This is a genomic window from Mycolicibacterium sp. TUM20985, assembly GCF_030295745.1.
Classification (GTDB): Bacteria; Actinomycetota; Actinomycetes; order Mycobacteriales; family Mycobacteriaceae; genus Mycobacterium.
The window spans coordinates 3,646,026-3,662,603 of sequence record NZ_AP027291.1 but is presented as its reverse complement, the minus strand read 5'-3'; the positions used below and the strand labels follow the sequence as shown (position 1 = coordinate 3,662,603).

17 protein-coding genes are annotated in these 16,578 nt (G+C 68.5%); 12 read left to right on the top strand and 5 right to left on the bottom strand.

Translation table 11 applies throughout. The features are described from left to right. Positions 1-163 precede the first annotated feature (163 nt). From rimP to QUE68_RS17970, 7 genes are all read left to right on the top strand, one after another. Positions 164-718, top strand: coding sequence for a ribosome maturation factor RimP (gene rimP, locus QUE68_RS18000; protein ID WP_286274212.1), 555 nt, complete (start codon positions 164-166; stop codon positions 716-718). Continuing rightward, positions 715-1,758, top strand: coding sequence for a transcription termination factor NusA (nusA, locus tag QUE68_RS17995; RefSeq protein ID WP_284227484.1), 1,044 nt, complete (start codon positions 715-717; stop codon positions 1,756-1,758). Before rimP ends, nusA begins: the two co-directional genes overlap by 4 nt. 169 nt (positions 1,759-1,927) lie before the next feature. Continuing rightward, positions 1,928-2,173 carry a YlxR family protein gene (locus QUE68_RS17990; RefSeq protein WP_286274211.1) on the top strand — a complete coding sequence of 82 codons (246 nt, stop codon included), beginning with the start codon at positions 1,928-1,930 and terminating at the stop codon, positions 2,171-2,173. A 74-nt stretch (positions 2,174-2,247) separates the two neighbouring features. Next, positions 2,248-5,046 (top strand): translation initiation factor IF-2, encoded by a 2,799-nt coding sequence (infB, locus tag QUE68_RS17985; RefSeq protein ID WP_286274210.1) that lies wholly within the window; start codon positions 2,248-2,250, stop codon positions 5,044-5,046. 30 nt (positions 5,047-5,076) lie between these two features. After that, positions 5,077-5,592 carry a 30S ribosome-binding factor RbfA gene (gene rbfA / locus QUE68_RS17980; RefSeq protein ID WP_286274209.1) on the top strand — a complete coding sequence of 172 codons (516 nt, stop codon included), beginning with the start codon at positions 5,077-5,079 and terminating at the stop codon, positions 5,590-5,592. Next, positions 5,567-6,565: a DHH family phosphoesterase gene (locus tag QUE68_RS17975; RefSeq protein ID WP_284227478.1), complete on the top strand. Its 999-nt coding sequence runs from the start codon at positions 5,567-5,569 to the stop codon at positions 6,563-6,565. The genes rbfA and QUE68_RS17975 overlap by 26 nt, the downstream gene beginning before the upstream one ends. A gap of 17 nt (positions 6,566-6,582) precedes the next feature. Continuing rightward, positions 6,583-7,908 (top strand): MATE family efflux transporter, encoded by a 1,326-nt coding sequence (locus tag QUE68_RS17970; protein ID WP_286274208.1) that lies wholly within the window; start codon positions 6,583-6,585, stop codon positions 7,906-7,908. 32 nt (positions 7,909-7,940) lie between these two features. Here QUE68_RS17970 and QUE68_RS17965 read toward each other — a convergent pair whose 3' ends face one another. Continuing rightward, positions 7,941-8,651, bottom strand: a complete 711-nt coding sequence (locus QUE68_RS17965; RefSeq protein WP_286274207.1) for a hypothetical protein — start codon at positions 8,649-8,651, stop codon at positions 7,941-7,943. A gap of 60 nt (positions 8,652-8,711) precedes the next feature. Continuing rightward, positions 8,712-9,479, bottom strand: coding sequence for an enoyl-CoA hydratase (locus QUE68_RS17960; protein WP_284227474.1), 768 nt, complete (start codon positions 9,477-9,479; stop codon positions 8,712-8,714). A 30-nt stretch (positions 9,480-9,509) separates the two neighbouring features. Between QUE68_RS17960 and QUE68_RS17955 the strand changes: the two genes are divergently transcribed. Then, entirely contained in the window at positions 9,510-9,776 is a 267-nt protein-coding gene (locus QUE68_RS17955) for a DUF2277 domain-containing protein (protein WP_284227473.1), read from the top strand. Further along, positions 9,773-10,321: a DUF1802 family protein gene (locus QUE68_RS17950; RefSeq protein ID WP_284227472.1), complete on the top strand. Its 549-nt coding sequence runs from the start codon at positions 9,773-9,775 to the stop codon at positions 10,319-10,321. Before QUE68_RS17955 ends, QUE68_RS17950 begins: the two co-directional genes overlap by 4 nt. Here QUE68_RS17950 and QUE68_RS17945 read toward each other — a convergent pair. Further along, the gene (locus QUE68_RS17945; RefSeq protein ID WP_284231051.1) at positions 10,310-11,950 is read right to left on the bottom strand and encodes a CocE/NonD family hydrolase; all 1,641 of its coding nucleotides are present in this window, start codon (positions 11,948-11,950) and stop codon (positions 10,310-10,312) included. The genes QUE68_RS17950 and QUE68_RS17945 overlap by 12 nt on opposite strands. 43 nt (positions 11,951-11,993) lie before the next feature. Continuing rightward, on the bottom strand, positions 11,994-12,578 hold the full coding sequence (locus tag QUE68_RS17940) for a DUF3558 domain-containing protein (RefSeq protein WP_284231048.1): 585 nt from the start codon (positions 12,576-12,578) through the stop codon (positions 11,994-11,996). Between the two features lie 132 nt (positions 12,579-12,710). On the opposite strand from QUE68_RS17940, the gene QUE68_RS17935 reads away from it, so the two are divergent. Genes QUE68_RS17935 through truB form a run of 3 tightly spaced genes read left to right on the top strand, consistent with a single transcriptional unit; the run spans position 12,711 to position 15,216 of the window. After that, complete coding sequence (locus QUE68_RS17935; protein ID WP_284227471.1) at positions 12,711-13,670, top strand: metallophosphoesterase family protein; 960 nt, start codon at positions 12,711-12,713, stop codon at positions 13,668-13,670. Beyond that, positions 13,667-14,332, top strand: coding sequence for a 4'-phosphopantetheinyl transferase PptT (pptT, locus tag QUE68_RS17930; RefSeq protein WP_284227470.1), 666 nt, complete (start codon positions 13,667-13,669; stop codon positions 14,330-14,332). The genes QUE68_RS17935 and pptT overlap by 4 nt, the downstream gene beginning before the upstream one ends. Continuing rightward, entirely contained in the window at positions 14,329-15,216 is an 888-nt protein-coding gene (gene truB, locus QUE68_RS17925; RefSeq protein WP_284227469.1) for a tRNA pseudouridine(55) synthase TruB, read from the top strand. The genes pptT and truB overlap by 4 nt, the downstream gene beginning before the upstream one ends. Here the strand turns inward: truB and QUE68_RS17920 are convergent. Then, positions 15,197-16,117, bottom strand: a complete 921-nt coding sequence (locus QUE68_RS17920; protein ID WP_284235689.1) for a Brp/Blh family beta-carotene 15,15'-dioxygenase — start codon at positions 16,115-16,117, stop codon at positions 15,197-15,199. The two genes, truB and QUE68_RS17920, sit on opposite strands and share 20 nt — an antisense overlap. Between the last annotated feature and the right edge of the window lie 461 nt (positions 16,118-16,578).

Genomic DNA, 16,578 nt, shown 5'->3' with positions numbered 1-16,578 from the left:
CAACATCCTGCCATCCCGACCACGGCGACCCGCCGGACCTCGATCTGCGCGGTTGCGCCGAACGTTTGCCACTGGGTCCTGCCCGGCTGGCGTATCGTGAACACTCGGTTCCGCGCGGAAAGCGGTGGTGCCGGTCCGTACAACTAAAGACGAGGAGCTCACCGTGGCATCGGAGATACCGCTACGGTCTGCGCGATTGCCGTCCCCGCAGCAGGTGATCGAGCTGCTCGAAGCCGAGTTCGGCCGCGCGGGATACGAAGTCGAGGACGTCGTCATCGCGGCGGCCACTCGTCCGCCGCGAATCGTGGTGATCGCCGACGGTGAGCAGGGCCTGAGTCTCGATGCCGTCGCGATGCTGTCGCGTCTGGCCGCCGATCTGCTCGATCAGCTCGACGACTCGGCCGAGGAGGCCCCCTACCTGCTAGAGGTCACGTCCCGCGGGGTGGATCGTCCGCTCACCGCGGAGCGTCACTACCGCCGGGCGCAGGGACGCAAGGTAGACATCACGCTCACCGACGGCTCGCAGGTGACGGGTCGGTTGGGTGAGACGGCCGACGGCGTCGTGCGACTGGTGGTCGCCGATCGTCGGGCTGGGCTCACCATTCGCGAGCTTCACCTCGATGACGTCTCCAATGCCGTTGTCCAGGTGGAGTTCTCACCCCCAAGTCCGCTCGAGCTCGAGTTGGCCGGGGTGTCTGGCAAGGAGGTTGAAGAGTGAACATCGACATGGGCGCGCTGCATGCGATCGAGGTGGACAGGGGGATCTCGGTCGACGAACTCCTCGAGACCATCAAAACCGCGCTGCTGACCGCATACCGGCACACCGAGGGTCACCAAGCCGAGGCCCGCATCGACATCGACCGTAAGAGTGGCGTGGTCCGGGTGCTCGCCAGGGAGACCGACGACGACGGCAACCTGATCAACGAATGGGAAGACACGCCAGAGGGTTTCGGCCGGGTCGCCGCCACCACCGCCCGTCAGGTGATGCTGCAGCGCTTCCGCGACGCCGAGAACGAGCGGATGTACGGCGAGTTCTCCGCGCGCGAGGGTGACATCGTCGGCGGCGTGGTCCAACGCGACGCCCGAGAGAATGCACGCGGCAATGTCATCGTGCGCCTCGGCACGGAGGCGAAGGGATCCGAAGGGGTCATCCGGCCCGCCGAGCAGGTCCCGGGCGAGTCATACGAACACGGAGATCGATTGCGCTGCTATGTGATCGGCGTCACGCGCGGAGCACGCGAGCCGAAGATCGAGTTGTCGCGCACCCACCCGAACCTCGTCCGCAAGCTGTTCTCGCTGGAGGTACCCGAGATCGCCGACAACTCGGTGGAGATCGTCGCGGTCGCCCGCGAGGCCGGTCATCGTTCCAAGATCGCCGTGACCTCCCGAGTCTCGGGTCTCAATGCCAAGGGCGCCTGCATCGGCCCGATGGGTCAGCGCGTGCGCAACGTGATGAGCGAGTTGTCCGGAGAGAAGATCGACATCATCGACTTCGACGAGAGTCCGGCGCGATTCGTCGCCAATGCGCTCTCGCCGGCGAAGGTGGTGTCCGTCTCGGTGATCGACGAGGCCGCGAGAGCGGCCCGCGTCGTGGTGCCGGACTACCAGCTGTCGCTGGCGATCGGCAAGGAGGGTCAGAACGCACGATTGGCCGCCCGCCTCACCGGCTGGCGGATCGACATACGCAGTGATGCGGAACCGGCGCCCGACGCCGTGCCCGATCAGGAGGCAGCGCACGGCGCCTCCCGCGAGGGATAGCAGACACGCGTTTCTTTCTGCGGTGATCGTGACGGTAGACTGAGCCGTGATCCAGCGCGAGAGTCCGGTGACCCGCGCACGGAAGCATCGAAGTCCCGAAGGACCAGTGCGAACGTGTGTCGGATGCCGGAAGCGTGTGCTGGCCGTCGAACTGCTTCGAGTGGCCGCAGTGGCCGACGGAGATGGCAACGCGTCCATCACCGTCGACGCAGCGGGTAATCTTCCGGGGCGGGGTGCGTGGTTGCATCCCGACCAGGAATGTCTACACGTGGCAATCCGGCGGCGGGCCCTCGTTCGCGCGTTGCGCATCACCGGTTCGCCGGACACCTCCGCGGTGGTCGAATACTTCACACAGGGTGAAGCCTTGGTCCGCCCGGCAACAGAACAGGTAGCGAAGAACATGAGCACACCGTGAAGTTCCGATGACCATGCGTCATAGCTAAACCCGAGGCGCGGCCCACTGCTGTCGCCTCCTAGACAGGAGATGTAGTGGCAGGCAAGGCCCGCGTGCACGAGTTGGCCAAAGAACTCGGTGTCACCAGCAAGGAAGTACTCGCCCGGCTGAGCGAACAGGGCGAATTCGTCAAATCAGCATCGTCGACCGTCGAGGCGCCCGTCGCCCGACGGCTCCGTGAGGCCCTCGGCGGCGGCTCGAAGCCCGCCGCTGCCAAGTCGGCGCCCGCGGCCCCCAAGGCAGCCACCGGTGGTGCGTCCACCAACGGCGGCGTCGTCGCCACGGGGCCCAAGCCGGGTGGACCCAGGCCCGCCGCGCCGCGGCCGCCCGCCGCACCCGAGCCGCCACCGGCACCGGTCCCCACTCCCGAGGTGGCCGCCGCCCCGTCGGCTCCGCCGCAGGTCGAGGCGACCCCGGCAGCTGCCGCAGAGCCGGCCGCACCAGCTGATCCCGCCGCTCCGGGAGGCCCCACACCGGGTCCTCGGCCCGGCGCGCCCAAGCCCGCAGCGCGCGCGCCGCGGGTCGGCAACAACCCGTTCTCCACCCAGGTGCCCGTCGAGCGTCCCGCTCCGCGGCCCCCGCAGGGTGCTGCCGGACCGCCCCGTCCGGGTGGCCCGCCACGTCCCGGCGGCGGACCGCGCCCCGGTGCCACGCCCGGCAACATGCCTCCGCGTCCGCCAGGCGCCCGTCCAGGAGCGGCGGGTCGCCCCGGTGGACCGCGACCTGCCCCCGGTGCCCGAGGCCCCGGTGCCGGTGGACGTCCCGGCGGTCCGCCCGGTGCAGGTGGCGGCGGTAACTACCGCGGTGGCGGCGCAGGCGGCGCCGGTGCGCCCGGTGGCGCCCCCGCAGCAGGTGGATTCCGCGGACGCCCAGGTGGCGGCGGTGGCGGCGCTGGCCGTCCCGGCCAGCGTGGTGGCGCGGCAGGCGCGTTCGGCCGTCCCGGCGGCGCCGTCCGGCGCGGTCGCAAGTCGAAGCGGGCAAAACGCGCCGAGTACGAGAACATGCAGGCACCGGTCGTCGGTGGCGTGCGGTTGCCGCACGGCAACGGCGAAACCATCCGGCTCGCCCGCGGCGCGTCGCTAGTCGACTTCGCCGACAAGATCAACGCCAACCCGGCCGCACTGGTCCAGGCGCTGTTCAACCTCGGTGAGATGGTTACGGCCACGCAGTCGGTTGGCGACGAGACCCTCGAGCTGCTCGGCGGCGAGATGAACTACGTCGTGCAGGTCGTGTCCCCGGAGGACGAGGACCGCGAACTGCTGCAGTCCTTCGACCTCACCTACGGCGAGGACGAGGGCGGCGAGGACGATCTCGAGTTCCGCCCGCCGGTCGTGACCGTCATGGGCCACGTCGACCACGGCAAGACGCGACTCCTGGACACGATCCGCAACGCCACCGTGCGCGAGGGCGAGGCCGGTGGCATCACCCAGCACATCGGCGCCTACCAGGTCCTCACCGAACTGGACGGCAACGAGCGACTGGTCACCTTCATCGACACGCCGGGTCACGAGGCGTTCACCGCCATGCGTGCCCGTGGTGCGAAGGCCACTGACATCGCCATTCTGGTGGTCGCCGCCGACGACGGCGTCATGCCGCAGACGGTGGAAGCCATCAACCACGCCCAGGCGGCCGACGTGCCGATCGTGGTGGCGGTCAACAAGATCGACAAGGAGGGCGCCGACCCGGCCAAGATTCGGGCGCAGCTCACTGAGTACAACCTGGTCGCCGAGGAGTATGGCGGCGACACCATGTTCGTCGACATCTCGGCCAAGCAGGGTACGAACATCGACGCGCTGCTCGAGGCCGTGCTGCTGACCGCAGACGCGTCGTTGGATCTTCGGGCGAACCCCGACATGGAGGCCCAGGGCGTCGCGATCGAGGCACATCTGGACCGTGGCCGCGGCCCCGTGGCGACGGTGCTCATTGCGCGCGGCACGCTGCGGGTCGGCGACTCGATCGTTGCCGGCGATGCCTACGGCCGCGTCCGGCGCATGGTCGACGAGCACGGCGAGGATGTCGTGGAGGCGTTCCCGTCGCGTCCGGTCCAGGTCATCGGCTTCACGTCGGTGCCGGGTGCCGGTGACAACCTGCTCGTCGTCGACGAAGACCGCATCGCTCGCCAGATCGCCGACCGGCGCAGCGCGCGCAAGCGCAACGCCCTGGCCGCGCGCTCTCGCAAGCGCATCAGCCTGGACGATCTCGATGCCGCGCTGAAGGAGACCAGCCAGCTCAACCTGATCCTCAAGGGCGACAACTCCGGCACCGTCGAGGCGCTGGAGGAGGCCCTGCTGGGCATCGACATTGGCGACGAGGTCGAACTGCGCGTCATCGACCGCGGCGTCGGTGGCGTCACCGAGACCAACGTCAACCTGGCGTCGGCGTCGAATGCGATCATCATCGGGTTCAACGTCCGGGCGGAGGGCAAGGCCACCGAGCTGGCCACCCGCGAGGGTGTCGACATCCGGTACTACTCGGTCATCTACCAGGCGATCGACGAGATTCAGGCCGCGCTGAAGGGCATGCTCAAGCCGATCTACGAGGAGAAGGAACTCGGCCGCGCCGAGATCCGGGCGATCTTCCGGTCGTCGAAGGTCGGCAACATCGCCGGCTGCCTCGTCACCTCGGGCATCATCCGACGCAACGCCAAGGCACGCCTTCTCCGCGACAACGTCGTGGTGGCCGAGACGGTCACCATCTCGTCGCTCAAGCGCGAGAAGGATGACGCCACCGAGGTGCGCGACGGTTACGAGTGTGGTCTCACCTTGACGTACAACGACATCAAGGAAGGCGACGTCATCGAGGCGTACGAGCTCGTCGAAAAAGCTCGGGCCTGATGCTGACCAGCGCTCGCGCGAGGAGAATTGATGGTTGACGTTGGACGGGCGCGCAAGTTGTCCAAACGCATCGGCACCATCGTCGCCTCGGCCATCGAGTTCGAGATCAAGGATCCGCCCCTGGCCTTCGTGACCATCACGGACACGAAGGTCACGGGCGACCTGCACGACGCGACGGTGTTCTACACGGTGCGTGGTGAGACGCTGCAGGACGAGCCGGACTACGAGGGCGCGGCCGCAGCGCTGGAGCGTGCCAAGGGGACGCTGCGAACCCGGGTCGGTGCGGGCACCGGCGTACGGTTCACGCCGACGTTGACCTTCGTCCTCGACAAGCTGCCGGATACGGCCCGCGACATGGAGGACCTGCTGGCGAAGGCCAGACAGGCCGACGCGGATCTCGCCCGGATTCGGCAGGGTGCCACCCCGGCTGGCGACGCGGACCCGTACCGTGTCACGGGGGCGGAGGACGTAGGCGGGGGAGCCGAGGCCGACACCGACGTGCGTGACCCTGAGGACACCTATGACCGCGATCGAACCGAAGGCTGAGATTTCTCGGTCATCCCTGCGCGTCGATGGTCGCGGAGCTGCCGAGCTGCTCGACTCTGCGGATTCCGTCAGCGTGGTGTGCCACGTCTATCCCGATGCGGACACCATCGGCGCGGGACTCGCCCTAGCGCTCGTGCTGGAGCGGTTGGGCAAGCGCGTCGAGGTCGGGTTCGCCGAGCCTTCGGTCCTTCCCGAGTCGCTGCGGTCGCTGCCGGGTCAGCACCTGCTGGTCGGTCCGGAGGCCATGCACGGTGACAGCGACCTGGTGGTGACCGTCGACATTCCCGGCATCAACCGGCTCGGCGCGCTGCGGGTCCTCGCCGATTCGGGTAGCGAGGTCCTGGTGATCGATCACCACCCGTCCAATCAGATGTTCGGTACGGCCAACTACGTCGATCCGTCCGCCGATTCGACGACCATGCTCGTCGCGGAGTTGCTGGACGCCTGGGGCAAGCCGCTCGATCAGCGCGTCGCGCACTGCCTGTACGCCGGTCTCACCACCGACACCGGATCGTTTCGCTGGGCCAGTGCGCGGGCCCACCGGCTGGCCGCCCGACTGCTGGAGCTTGGCGTCGACAACGCGTCGATCAGCCGGACGCTCATGGACACCCATCCGTTCTCTTGGCTTCCGATGCTGTCTCGCGTGCTGTCGTCGGCCCGCCTCCTGCCCGATGCCGTGAACGGTCGCGGGCTGGTGTACGCCGTTGTGGGACACGATGAATGGTGCGACGCCCGGCCCGAGGAGGTCGAGAGCATCGTGGACATCGTCCGCACCACCGCACAGGCGGAGGTGGCCGCGGTCTTCAAGGAGATCGCGCCGCAGCGCTGGACCGTGTCGATGCGGGCCAAGTCGTTCGACCTGTCCGGCGTCGCGAGCGGCTTCGGCGGCGGTGGGCACCGGTTGGCGGCCGGATACTCCGCGACCGGTCCGGCCGGCGACGTGGTGAAGGCGCTGGCTCAGGCCCTTGCCTGACGGCGTCGGGCGTCGCGTTGGCTGAGCCGGTCGACCCGCCGAGAGCCACCGGTCGGCGCATCGCCGGGCTCGCGTTCCCCGCTCTCGGGGTGCTTGCGGCCGAACCGATCTATCTACTGTTCGATCTCGCCGTCGTGGGGCGTCTTGGCGCGGTCGCCCTGGCCGGTCTGGCCATCGGTGGACTAATCCTGTCGCTGGTGTCCTCCCAGCTGACCTTTCTGTCCTATGGGACGACGGCGAGGTCCTCACGCTTCTTCGGGGCGGGTGACCGCGCGTCGGCCGTCGGCGAGGGGGTGCAGGCCACGTGGTTGGCCATCGCGCTCGGGACCGTCGTCGTCGCGATCGTCCAAGTGCTGGCGGTGCCGATCCTGGCGGTCATCGCCGATGGTGGCGAGATTGCCGATACCGCCTTGCCCTGGCTGCGGATTGCGATCTTCGGTGCGCCCGCGATTCTGATCTCGCTGGCGGGCAACGGCTGGATGCGCGGCGTCCAGGACACGGCTCGGCCACTGCGCTACGTCGTTGCCGGGTTCGCCCTGTCCGCGGTGCTGTGCCCCACGCTGGTGTACGGCTGGGTGGGGATGCCGCGGATGGGACTGGCCGGGTCGGCGGTGGCCAACCTGGTGGGACAGTGGCTGGCGGCGCTGCTGTTCTGCCGGGCGTTGTTGGTCGAGCGGGTGACGCTGCGCGTGGACGTCGCGGTGCTGCGCGCCCAGCTGGTCATGGGCCGCGACCTGGTGGTGCGCACCCTGGCGTTCCAGGCGTGCTTCGTGTCTGCCGCCGCGGTGGCAGCGCGGTTCGGGGCGGCCGCGGTCGCCGCGCATCAGGTCGTGCTCCAACTGTGGAGTTTCCTTGCGCTGGTACTCGATTCGCTCGCGATCGCAGCGCAGTCACTCGTCGGTGCGGCGCTTGGCGCCGGCCTGCTCGCCCACGCCAAGTCGATCGCGTGGCGGGTGACCATCTTCTCGACGGCCGCCGCGGCGCTGCTCGCCGCGGTCTTTGCGGCAGGGGCATCGGCGTTCCCGCGACTGTTCACTTCGGATGGTTCGGTGCTGGACGCGATCGGTGTCCCGTGGTGGTTCCTCGTGGCGCAGTTGCCGATTGCCGGTGTGGTGTTTGCGCTCGACGGGGTGTTGCTGGGCGCCGGTGATGCGAAGTTCATGCGGAACGCGACGCTGGCCAGTGCGCTCGTCGGCTTCCTGCCACTGATCTGGCTGTCGTTGATCTACGGCTGGGGTCTCGTCGGCATCTGGTCGGGCTTGACCACGTTCATGCTGCTGCGCCTGGTATTCGTCGGCTGGCGCACGGCATCCGGCCGCTGGCTGGTGGCCGGAACGGGGTAGGCCACCCCCCCGATGGCGTACGCAGCCGACTCCTAGCCGGTCGCCGTGACGTCGGTTTCGACGTGCCCGAACTCCACCGACTTGCCCTCGAACTGGCCCTTGCACGACAGCACCACGTGGTACGTCGAGAACAGCGGTGGGGCCAGCGTGCTGAAGTTCATCGACCCATTGGGCCCGAGGTCGAATGACTTGTTGACCGCCGGAAGCAGAGGCGCGGTCGCTTTGTACGAGCATGTGCCGGGGATGTCCGCGTTACTCGCGATGTCCACGTTCGCGGTGAGGCCGGACACCGAGATGTTCATCGTTACGGCATTGGTCGGTGCGACCTTCTTTGGCGGATCCGGGACGACGACCGGCGGCGGGATGACGGGCGCCGGCGCGGCTACGGGCGGCGGCGGGGGTGGCGCGGCCTTGGCCGGGGGCGTGAAGGTGTAGTTCGACCAGGCGCCGCAGTCGTCGCCACTCGCCCTGTGCTTGCGGCAGCCTTGAACGGCGTACGTGAACGCTGAGGCGAGGTTGACGGTCTCGGTAATAGAGCCGTTGCAGCCCTTTCCAATCTCTCTCTGGGGCAAGGCATTCACCCTGGTGTGCACCACGTCTCCGGCGTAGTTTTCGTACACCCGAGGGCAGCCCGCAATCTCGCAGACCACCTGGGTGTCGTTGGCTGGCGCGCACGACACGTCGTATCCATTCGGCAGCACGTCGGCGTTGGCCACTGGGATCGCGAGGCTGCCCACAGCCATGGCGGTACCGAAGAAGGTTGCGAAGGCGAGCGTTGCTGCCACCCGTTTCCCTACGAGTGCCTATCGCACCTGTGCGCGACCGCGTTCCAGCACTGCTGAGCGGCTTGCGGCGACGTCGTCACCCGTCGTCACGGCCATCCACTGTCGTGCCGACTCGGCCTCGGTCCACAACCCTGCGCTCGTCTGCAGGGCGTCGATGCGGTGATAGGAGCCGAGCAGCGCCCGGACCGCCTGCTGGTTGTTGCCGACGATCGACGCCGCGATCCGGCGCGCCGCGGGCAATAGCTCGCCGTGGGCGACGACCTCGGTGACGAGGCCGGCCCGCAACGCGTCGTCGGCGGACAGGTAGTCACCGGTCAAGCTCATGCGCCGGGCCAGTCCCACACCGACCTTCTGCGGCAGCCGCACACTCAACCCCCACGTCGGCAGCAGGCCCACGCGCGCATGGGTGTCGGCGAAGCGCGCGTGCTCCGACGCGATCAGAATGTCGCAGTAGAGCGCTAATTCGAGACCGCCGGTGACCGCCGCCCCGTTGATCGCACCGATGACCGGCTTGTTCATCGCCGGCCACTTGGGCGAGATGTCGGGAAGGTCGACGGTGTCGCCGAGCTCCTTGAGGTCCAGACCGGCGCAGAACACGGGGTCGGCGCCGGTGAGGATGACGACGTCGACCCCGTCGTCGGCCTCCGCCTCGCGCAGCGCCGCGTAGAACCGGGTCCGCAACTCCGCCGACAGTGCGTTTCTGGCCTGTGGCCGGTTCAAGGTCAGCGTGCGGACGCGGTCGGCGGTGTCGATCGCGAGTACGGGGTCGGCAACGGTGCTCGGCATCCGCTCACCGTATCGACCTATGGTGGACGCATGTGCCGGAACATCACCGAGTTGCGTGGCCTCGAGCCTTCGGCGACGGCCGAGGAAATCGAGGCCGCATCGCGCCAGTACGTCCGCAAGGTCAGTGGGATCACCCGCCCGACGGCCGCCAACGCCGAGGCCTTCGACGCTGCGGTTGCCGAGGTCACCGCGACCACCACGCGTCTGCTGAACGCCTTGCCGCCGCGGCGGCAGCCACCCAAGACGATCCCCCCGCTGCGTCGTCCCGAGGTGCGGGCCAGGCTCGCCGCGCAGTGAGCGCGCCCGCACTCAAGGAGTGGAGCGCCGCCGTGCAGGCGATGCTCGACGGCCGTCAGACCGTGTTGCTGCGCAAGGGCGGCATCCACGAGAAGCGGTTCGACCTCACCGCGGGTGAGTTCGTGTTCTTTCCCACCGTCGCGCACGGCCACGCCGAGCGCGTCCGGCCGGAGCACCGCGACCTGCTGGCGGCGGCTGCACTCGACAGCACGCAGGATCAGATCGTCGTGCGGGCGGGCGCGAAAGTGATTGCGGCCGTTGCCGTCATGCGTCCCGAGGGGCTCGATGACCTGGCGGACACCCACATCTGGACGGCCGCGTCGGTGCAGGCCGACCGGCTGGACTTCCGGCCCAAGCATCGGTTGACGGTCCTCGTGGTGCAGGCGCGGCCGCTGATCGAGCCCGTACGGCTACGCCGGGAGACGTCCTACGCGGGCTGCAAGAGCTGGGTCGACCTACCGGTGTCGACGGATTGGGCCGGTCCCGTCCACGACGACGCGACGCTGGCGGCGGTCGCCGAACGGGTGCGAGCGTCAATCGGCTGAGGGCGGCCGGGAACCTGCGGGGAGGAGCAGGCGCGACAGTCCGCCCGAGCCGTGGTGGATGGTGTGCCGCGCAGGTTTCATCTCGGTTCCCGAGATCGGCGGCTCGCCGGTGCCCAGGTTTCGGACGAACCGGGGGTGCGACCCGCCGGCGACCATGATCCGCAGTCGGGAGCCGGCGGGAAACCGGTGCGCGACGGCGTCGAGCTCGAGGCGGACGACGCCGGAATCCGTTGTCCGCCTGAGGAAACCCTCGCTCACGTTGGTCGACCTGCCCTCGGCGTCGACCTCGCTGAGCCGGACGAACACGTCGTTGTGGGGGTTGTCGCACGAGTGAGTCAGTTCGATCACCGGATTGCCGACGAGGTACAGATCGGCGGTGAGCGGATCGCCGGTGAAGTCCGAGACGTCGGGCCGCAGGGCGAGCCGCGTGTCGTCGCGACTGCCGCCCTCCGGGGACAGGAGCCTGCCGCCGATGGTGGGCGTCGGGTCGGCTGGGTCGAAGGTGAACGTCGACGGCGGCGCTGACCCGTCGGGCGGTTCGCTCGAAAGTCGATGTGCGGGTTGCAGATACACGACGTGCTCGGGCATCGTCGGCGGCCATGTCGGCAGATCGAGCCAGTCGTGCTTGCCGACGAACGCACGCACCGGGCTGCGCGGGGTGGGCGGCTTGCCGGCGAGATGCGCATCCAGCCATTGCAGCGACTCGCGGATGACGGTCGGCGCCCCCTTGGTCATCAACTGCGTATGCGTCCACGGCCCGACGGTGAGAGCTGTCGTGACGTTGCGGTCGCGCAGGTGGGCGAACTGCGCGAGGGTCTGATCGAGGAAGAGGTCCTGCCAGCCGCTGAACAGCAGCACGGGCACGTCCACCCGGTCGAGGGCGTCGGTCAGGCGGAGGGGGCCCCAGAACGGGTCCTCGCGGTCGGGGTGTTCGACCCAGGACTCCCACCACGGGGCACCGGCGCCGAGCAGCGCCCGACCTGAAGCGCCCATCGGCACCTGGTTGGTGGTGCGTGCCACCCGCCGCCGGGAACGGCTCTGCGTCAGGGCGCCGACCAGTCGATTCGCGTCCTCCTGGTGGGCCATCATCTCGCTCCACCCGAGGAAGTCGTTGACGGTGAACGAACCCGTGCCCCAGGCGGATTGGCTGAAGTCATGCGGGCCGACGATGATCACCGCGGCAGCCAGTTCGGGTGGCGGGTCCATCAGCACGGCCCACTGCGTGAACCCGAGGTAGGACAGCCCGATCGTGGCGAACGATCCGGTGAACCAGGACTGCTCCCGCAACCAGGTCACGGTATCGGCGCCGTCGGCCACTTCGTGGATCATCGGGGTGAACTCCCCACCCGAGCCGAACGTGCCGCGCACACTTTGGATCACCACGTGGTAGCCGCGCGCCGCGTACACGGTGCCGAACAGGCTCGAGAACGGAAACGCGCGGCCGTAGGGACCGCGGACCAGCAGGGTGCCCGCCGGTGCGGCGGCGCTGGGTGCGTAGTGGTCTGCGATCAGGTCGACGCCGTCCCGCATCGGAACGCGCAACCCGCGGTGGACGGTGAAGCCCGTCGACGGCGGGGGTAGCAGTAGCACGCGGCTGAGGGCGAGGGACGCGAGGCGCTTGGCGCTCATTGGGGGAGCCACGCCGTGCACGTTACCCACCGCGCGGTCGAACCTAGAACTTGTAGAACGGCACCAGTTGTTGAGCCCGCTGCAGGTTGGTCTGCATGCAGTCGACGTCGTCGGCGCTGTACACCGGCGCGTAGAACAGTGACTGCTGGAGCACTCCGTAGCTGGTGTCGAACGCGATCATGCAGCTGAACCAGAACCGGTTGTTGCGGTCCGACGGCTTCAGGATCCAATACTGCGCGGCGCGATGGCCGGCGATGTCCATCTCGACGGCATCCGCGGGCAGGGTCTCCTCGTAAGTTCGCCAGACGAACGCCTCGACCGCCATCTGATAGTTGCCTGCGTCATAGTGGCACCGCAGCCCGTCCTCGTGCTCCGGCGGCGTGAAGCCCAGCCCCAGACCATTGACGACGTCGATCGGGATGTCCTCGCACGCATCGAACGGCCGCGGGTCCGTGGTCTCGATCACGGGCCACTTAATACTGCTCGAGACGCCGGTCATGGGGGCTGACGTGGACCTCAGCTCGACGGATCCGGCATCGCGCACCGTGACGGGGTTGGCCTGCCACACCACGACCACGGCTGCGATGAGTGCACACATCGCCGACAGCAGGCGCATCCTGCGCACCATGGCACCCCTCGCGCGCTCGTTGTCCATTGCGGGGAAGTGTACAAGTCCCCGATGCCCCTCCGGACCGTAAAGCAGAACATGTTCTAGTTGCCGGGCTCGCGGGCCGTCGCCACGCAAGTAGGCTGGTGAGTTGTGTCTCCGCCGTCACAAGACCAGCGCAAGCCGACGCTCTGGGCGATCAGCGACCTTCACGTCGGCCATACCGGCAACAAGCCGGTCACCGAATCGCTGTATCCGTCCTCCCCGGACGACTGGCTGATCGTCGCGGGAGACGTCGCCGAGCGGACCGACGAGATCCGGTGGTCACTGGACCTCCTGCGGAAGCGCTTCGCGAAGGTCATCTGGGTGCCGGGCAACCACGAGCTGTGGACCACGTCGAAGGATCCGATGCAGATCTTCGGCCGGGCGCGTTACGACTACCTCGTCACCATGTGCGACGAGATGGGCATCGTCACCCCGGAGCACCCGTTTCCGGTGTGGACCGACGAGGGCGGCCCGGCGACCATCGTGCCGATGTTCCTGTTGTACGACTACTCGTTCCTGCCGGAGGGCACCGCGACGAAAGCCGAAGGTCTCGCCGTCGCCCGTGAGCGCAACGTGGTGGGAACCGACGAGTTCCTGCTGTCCGCCGAGCCGTACGCCTCGCGTGACGCTTGGTGCCGCGATCGGGTGAAGCAGACGCGGGAGAAGCTCGAGAACCTCGACTGGCTGACGCCGCCGATCCTGGTCAACCACTTCCCGCTGGTGCGCGAACCCTGCGAGGCGATGTTCTACCCCGAGTTCGCGATGTGGTGTGGCACCACCGCCACGAAGGACTGGCACACCAGGTACAACGCGCTCTGCTCGGTCTACGGCCACCTCCACATTCCGCGCACCACGTGGTACGACGGCGTGCGGTTCGAGGAGGTGTCGGTGGGCTATCCGCGAGAGTGGCGGCCCCGCAAGCCCTTCCGGTGGATGCGCCAGATCCTGCCCGATCCCAAGTATCCGCCCGGGTACCTCAACGACTTCGGCGGTCACTTCGAGATCACGCCCGACATGCGCGCCGGTGCCGAGAAGATGCGGGAGCGGGTCAGGAGCGGGCGCGCGTGACGGGCCGGCTGTTGTCGAGTGTGGTGCCGTCGCCGGTGGCGTCCGCCGAGTTGTACGCGGACCCGCCGGATCTGGCGCCGCTGCCCGAGGAGGAACCCCTCATCGCGCGCTCAGTGGCCAAGCGGCGCCACGAGTTCATCACCGTCCGCCACTGCGCCCGCCAGGCCCTTGGTGAGCTCGGCCTGCCACCCGTGCCGATCCTCAAGGGAGACAAGGGCGAACCCTGCTGGCCCGACGGCGTCGTCGGCAGCCTGACCCATTGCGAGGGCTTCCGCGGCGCGGTCGTCGGCCGCGACGCGCACGTCCGGTCGGTGGGCATCGACGCCGAACCTCACGACGTGCTGCCGAAGGGCGTGCTCGACGCGATCAGCCTGCCCGAGGAGCGTCGCGAGCTGACGAATCTCCTCGGCGGTGCGCACTGGGACCGGATCCTGTTTTGCGCCAAGGAAGCAACGTACAAGGCGTGGTTCCCGCTGACCCATCGCTGGTTGGGCTTCGAGGACGCCCACATCACGTTCACCGTGGACGGCTCGGGACAGTCGGGCGGCTTCAGGTCGCGGATCCTGATCGACCCGTCGGCGGAGTTGGGACCGCCGCTGACCACGCTGTCCGGCCGCTGGTCGGTAGACCAGGGTCTGGTGCTGACGGCGATCGTCCTATGACGCCACCCCCTCCGGGCCTCGTCGTCGTCGACAAGCCCGCCGGGATGACGAGCCACGACGTGGTGGGCCGCTGCCGCAGGCTGTTCGGCACCCGCAAGGTGGGGCACGCCGGAACGTTGGATCCGATGGCCACCGGGGTACTGGTGGTGGGCATCGAGCGGGCGACGAAGATCCTCGGTCTGCTGACCGCGACCGAGAAGGCCTACGCCGCCACCATCCGACTGGGGCAGACCACGTCTACCGAGGACGCCGAAGGCGCTGTCCTACAGAGTGTCTCGGCCGCCCACGTCGCCGATTCCGACATCGAGGAGGCGATCGCCGGCCAGCGTGGCGAGATCAGTCAGGTCCCCTCGGCGGTCAGCGCGATCAAGGTCGACGGCCAACGGGCGTACACGTTGGCGCGTGAGGGCAAGCACGTGGAGCTGGCGGCACGCACCGTGCGCATCGAACGGTTCGACGTCGTCGCCGTCCGCCGCGTTGCGGAGTGCGTGGACGTCGACGTGGAGGTCGTCTGTTCGTCGGGCACCTACGTGCGGGCGTTGGCCCGCGATGTCGGCGATGCGCTCGGCGTGGGCGGACACCTCACCGCTCTGCGCCGCACGCGGGTTGGCCGATATGGGCTGGGGGAGGCGCACACCCTCGACGAGCTGGCGGAATCACCGCGACTGAGTTACTCATTGGACGAGGCGTGCCTGCTGGGGTTCCCCCGCCGTGAGCTCACCGACGAGGAGGCCGAATCCACGACGCATGGACGATCGTTGGCGCCGTGCGGCTTCCACGGCGTTTACGCCGCAACGGCGCCGGACGGCCGGGTGATGGCGCTACTCGTCGACGACGGTCCGCGGACGAAGTCCGTGGTCGTCGTCAGGCCGTCGACGCTGTAGACCCCCGCGGGGCGATCCGGCGATGGTGGTCGAGCAACGCGACGACGACCACGTGCGGAAGGGTGAGGGCGAGCAGTACCGACACCCCCGTCATCACCACGCCGACGTCGGATCGGTAGGCGAACAACACCCCGAGCACGGCGAGCGCCGCGGCCGTCGGTAGCGCGGCCGCCCGCACGAATGCCCTGACCTGCAACCGAATTGGCTGTCCGGAAGCGAGAGTGTCCATCAGTCGGGTGGTATGCCGCAGTGCGTGCCAGAGGCCGAAGTACACACCGAAGGCCGCGAACACGGGCACGGTGAGGAACAGGGTCAGAACGGCGATCGACTCGACCGCCTCGAGGAAGCGCCGCCGCGATGCGAGGTGAAGTGCCGAGACGGTGGACATCAGGACCACTGCGCCCGTGGCCCATTGGGTCGGGACCGTACTCACCCAGTCGACCAGGTGGGGCAGCAGTGGCCGCATCGCGGACCGGCCCTCTGCGGACCATAGCGGCAGGACCACGACCACCGAGCCGTGGGCGACGGCGTCCCACCAGCCGTCGCGCAGCCGTGGCACCGAGTGGCCACTTCGCTCTGCGGCGTATGTCGTTTCAGCCCAACCGAAGTGCAATGCGGACACGACGAGGAAGATGGCGAAGCCCAGGTCGGGTGCGCGCAACACCGCCACACATGCCGCTGCGGCGATGGTGACGTACACACCGGCGATCAGCGCCAGCTGGGTGGGCGCCTGCCAGCGTGGCGATGCAAGCCCCGGCACCAGATGGTCCATGGCGCCGTGCGGTACGCCGAGGACGATGCCGACGGCGGCCACGATCGGCGCCACCGCTGTCAGGCCGGTGGGGTCGAGCACCGCCCATCCGACGGCCGCGGCCACGGCACCCAGGCTGATTGTCGACACCCACCGATCGAGGGTGTGTGATGGTGGTGATGTGCGGGTCCGCTCACCCGCCGCTGCAGTCACCTCGGCCCCGGGTGGGTGCCGAGGATCAGCTCGGTGAGCGGTGAGGGACGCACATCGCGAGAGTACGCCTCACCCCCTCTGATGAACACCATGAAACATCCTGCCGCGCAGCTCTTTAGCCGCGAGTTCACGGATGAATGCGCAAATGTGACGGATGGCGTCACGCGTCACCAATGCGTAATGACACTCCGCATTGACGCGGGTGTAAGGTCACGATGTTGGGTCGCAGCCACCTCTGTCACCGCCACAAGCCAGTGGCGACAACGGAATCCGGAGCAATAGTGGAGTTGGCCGGGGCCTGTTCCCAACGTCGGACGAGGTCGTTCGGGCATAACGTGTCTTGACGCCCGCGGCCGCTCATCGCCGACTCACCGCACCCCACGTGAATCGTCCTGGCG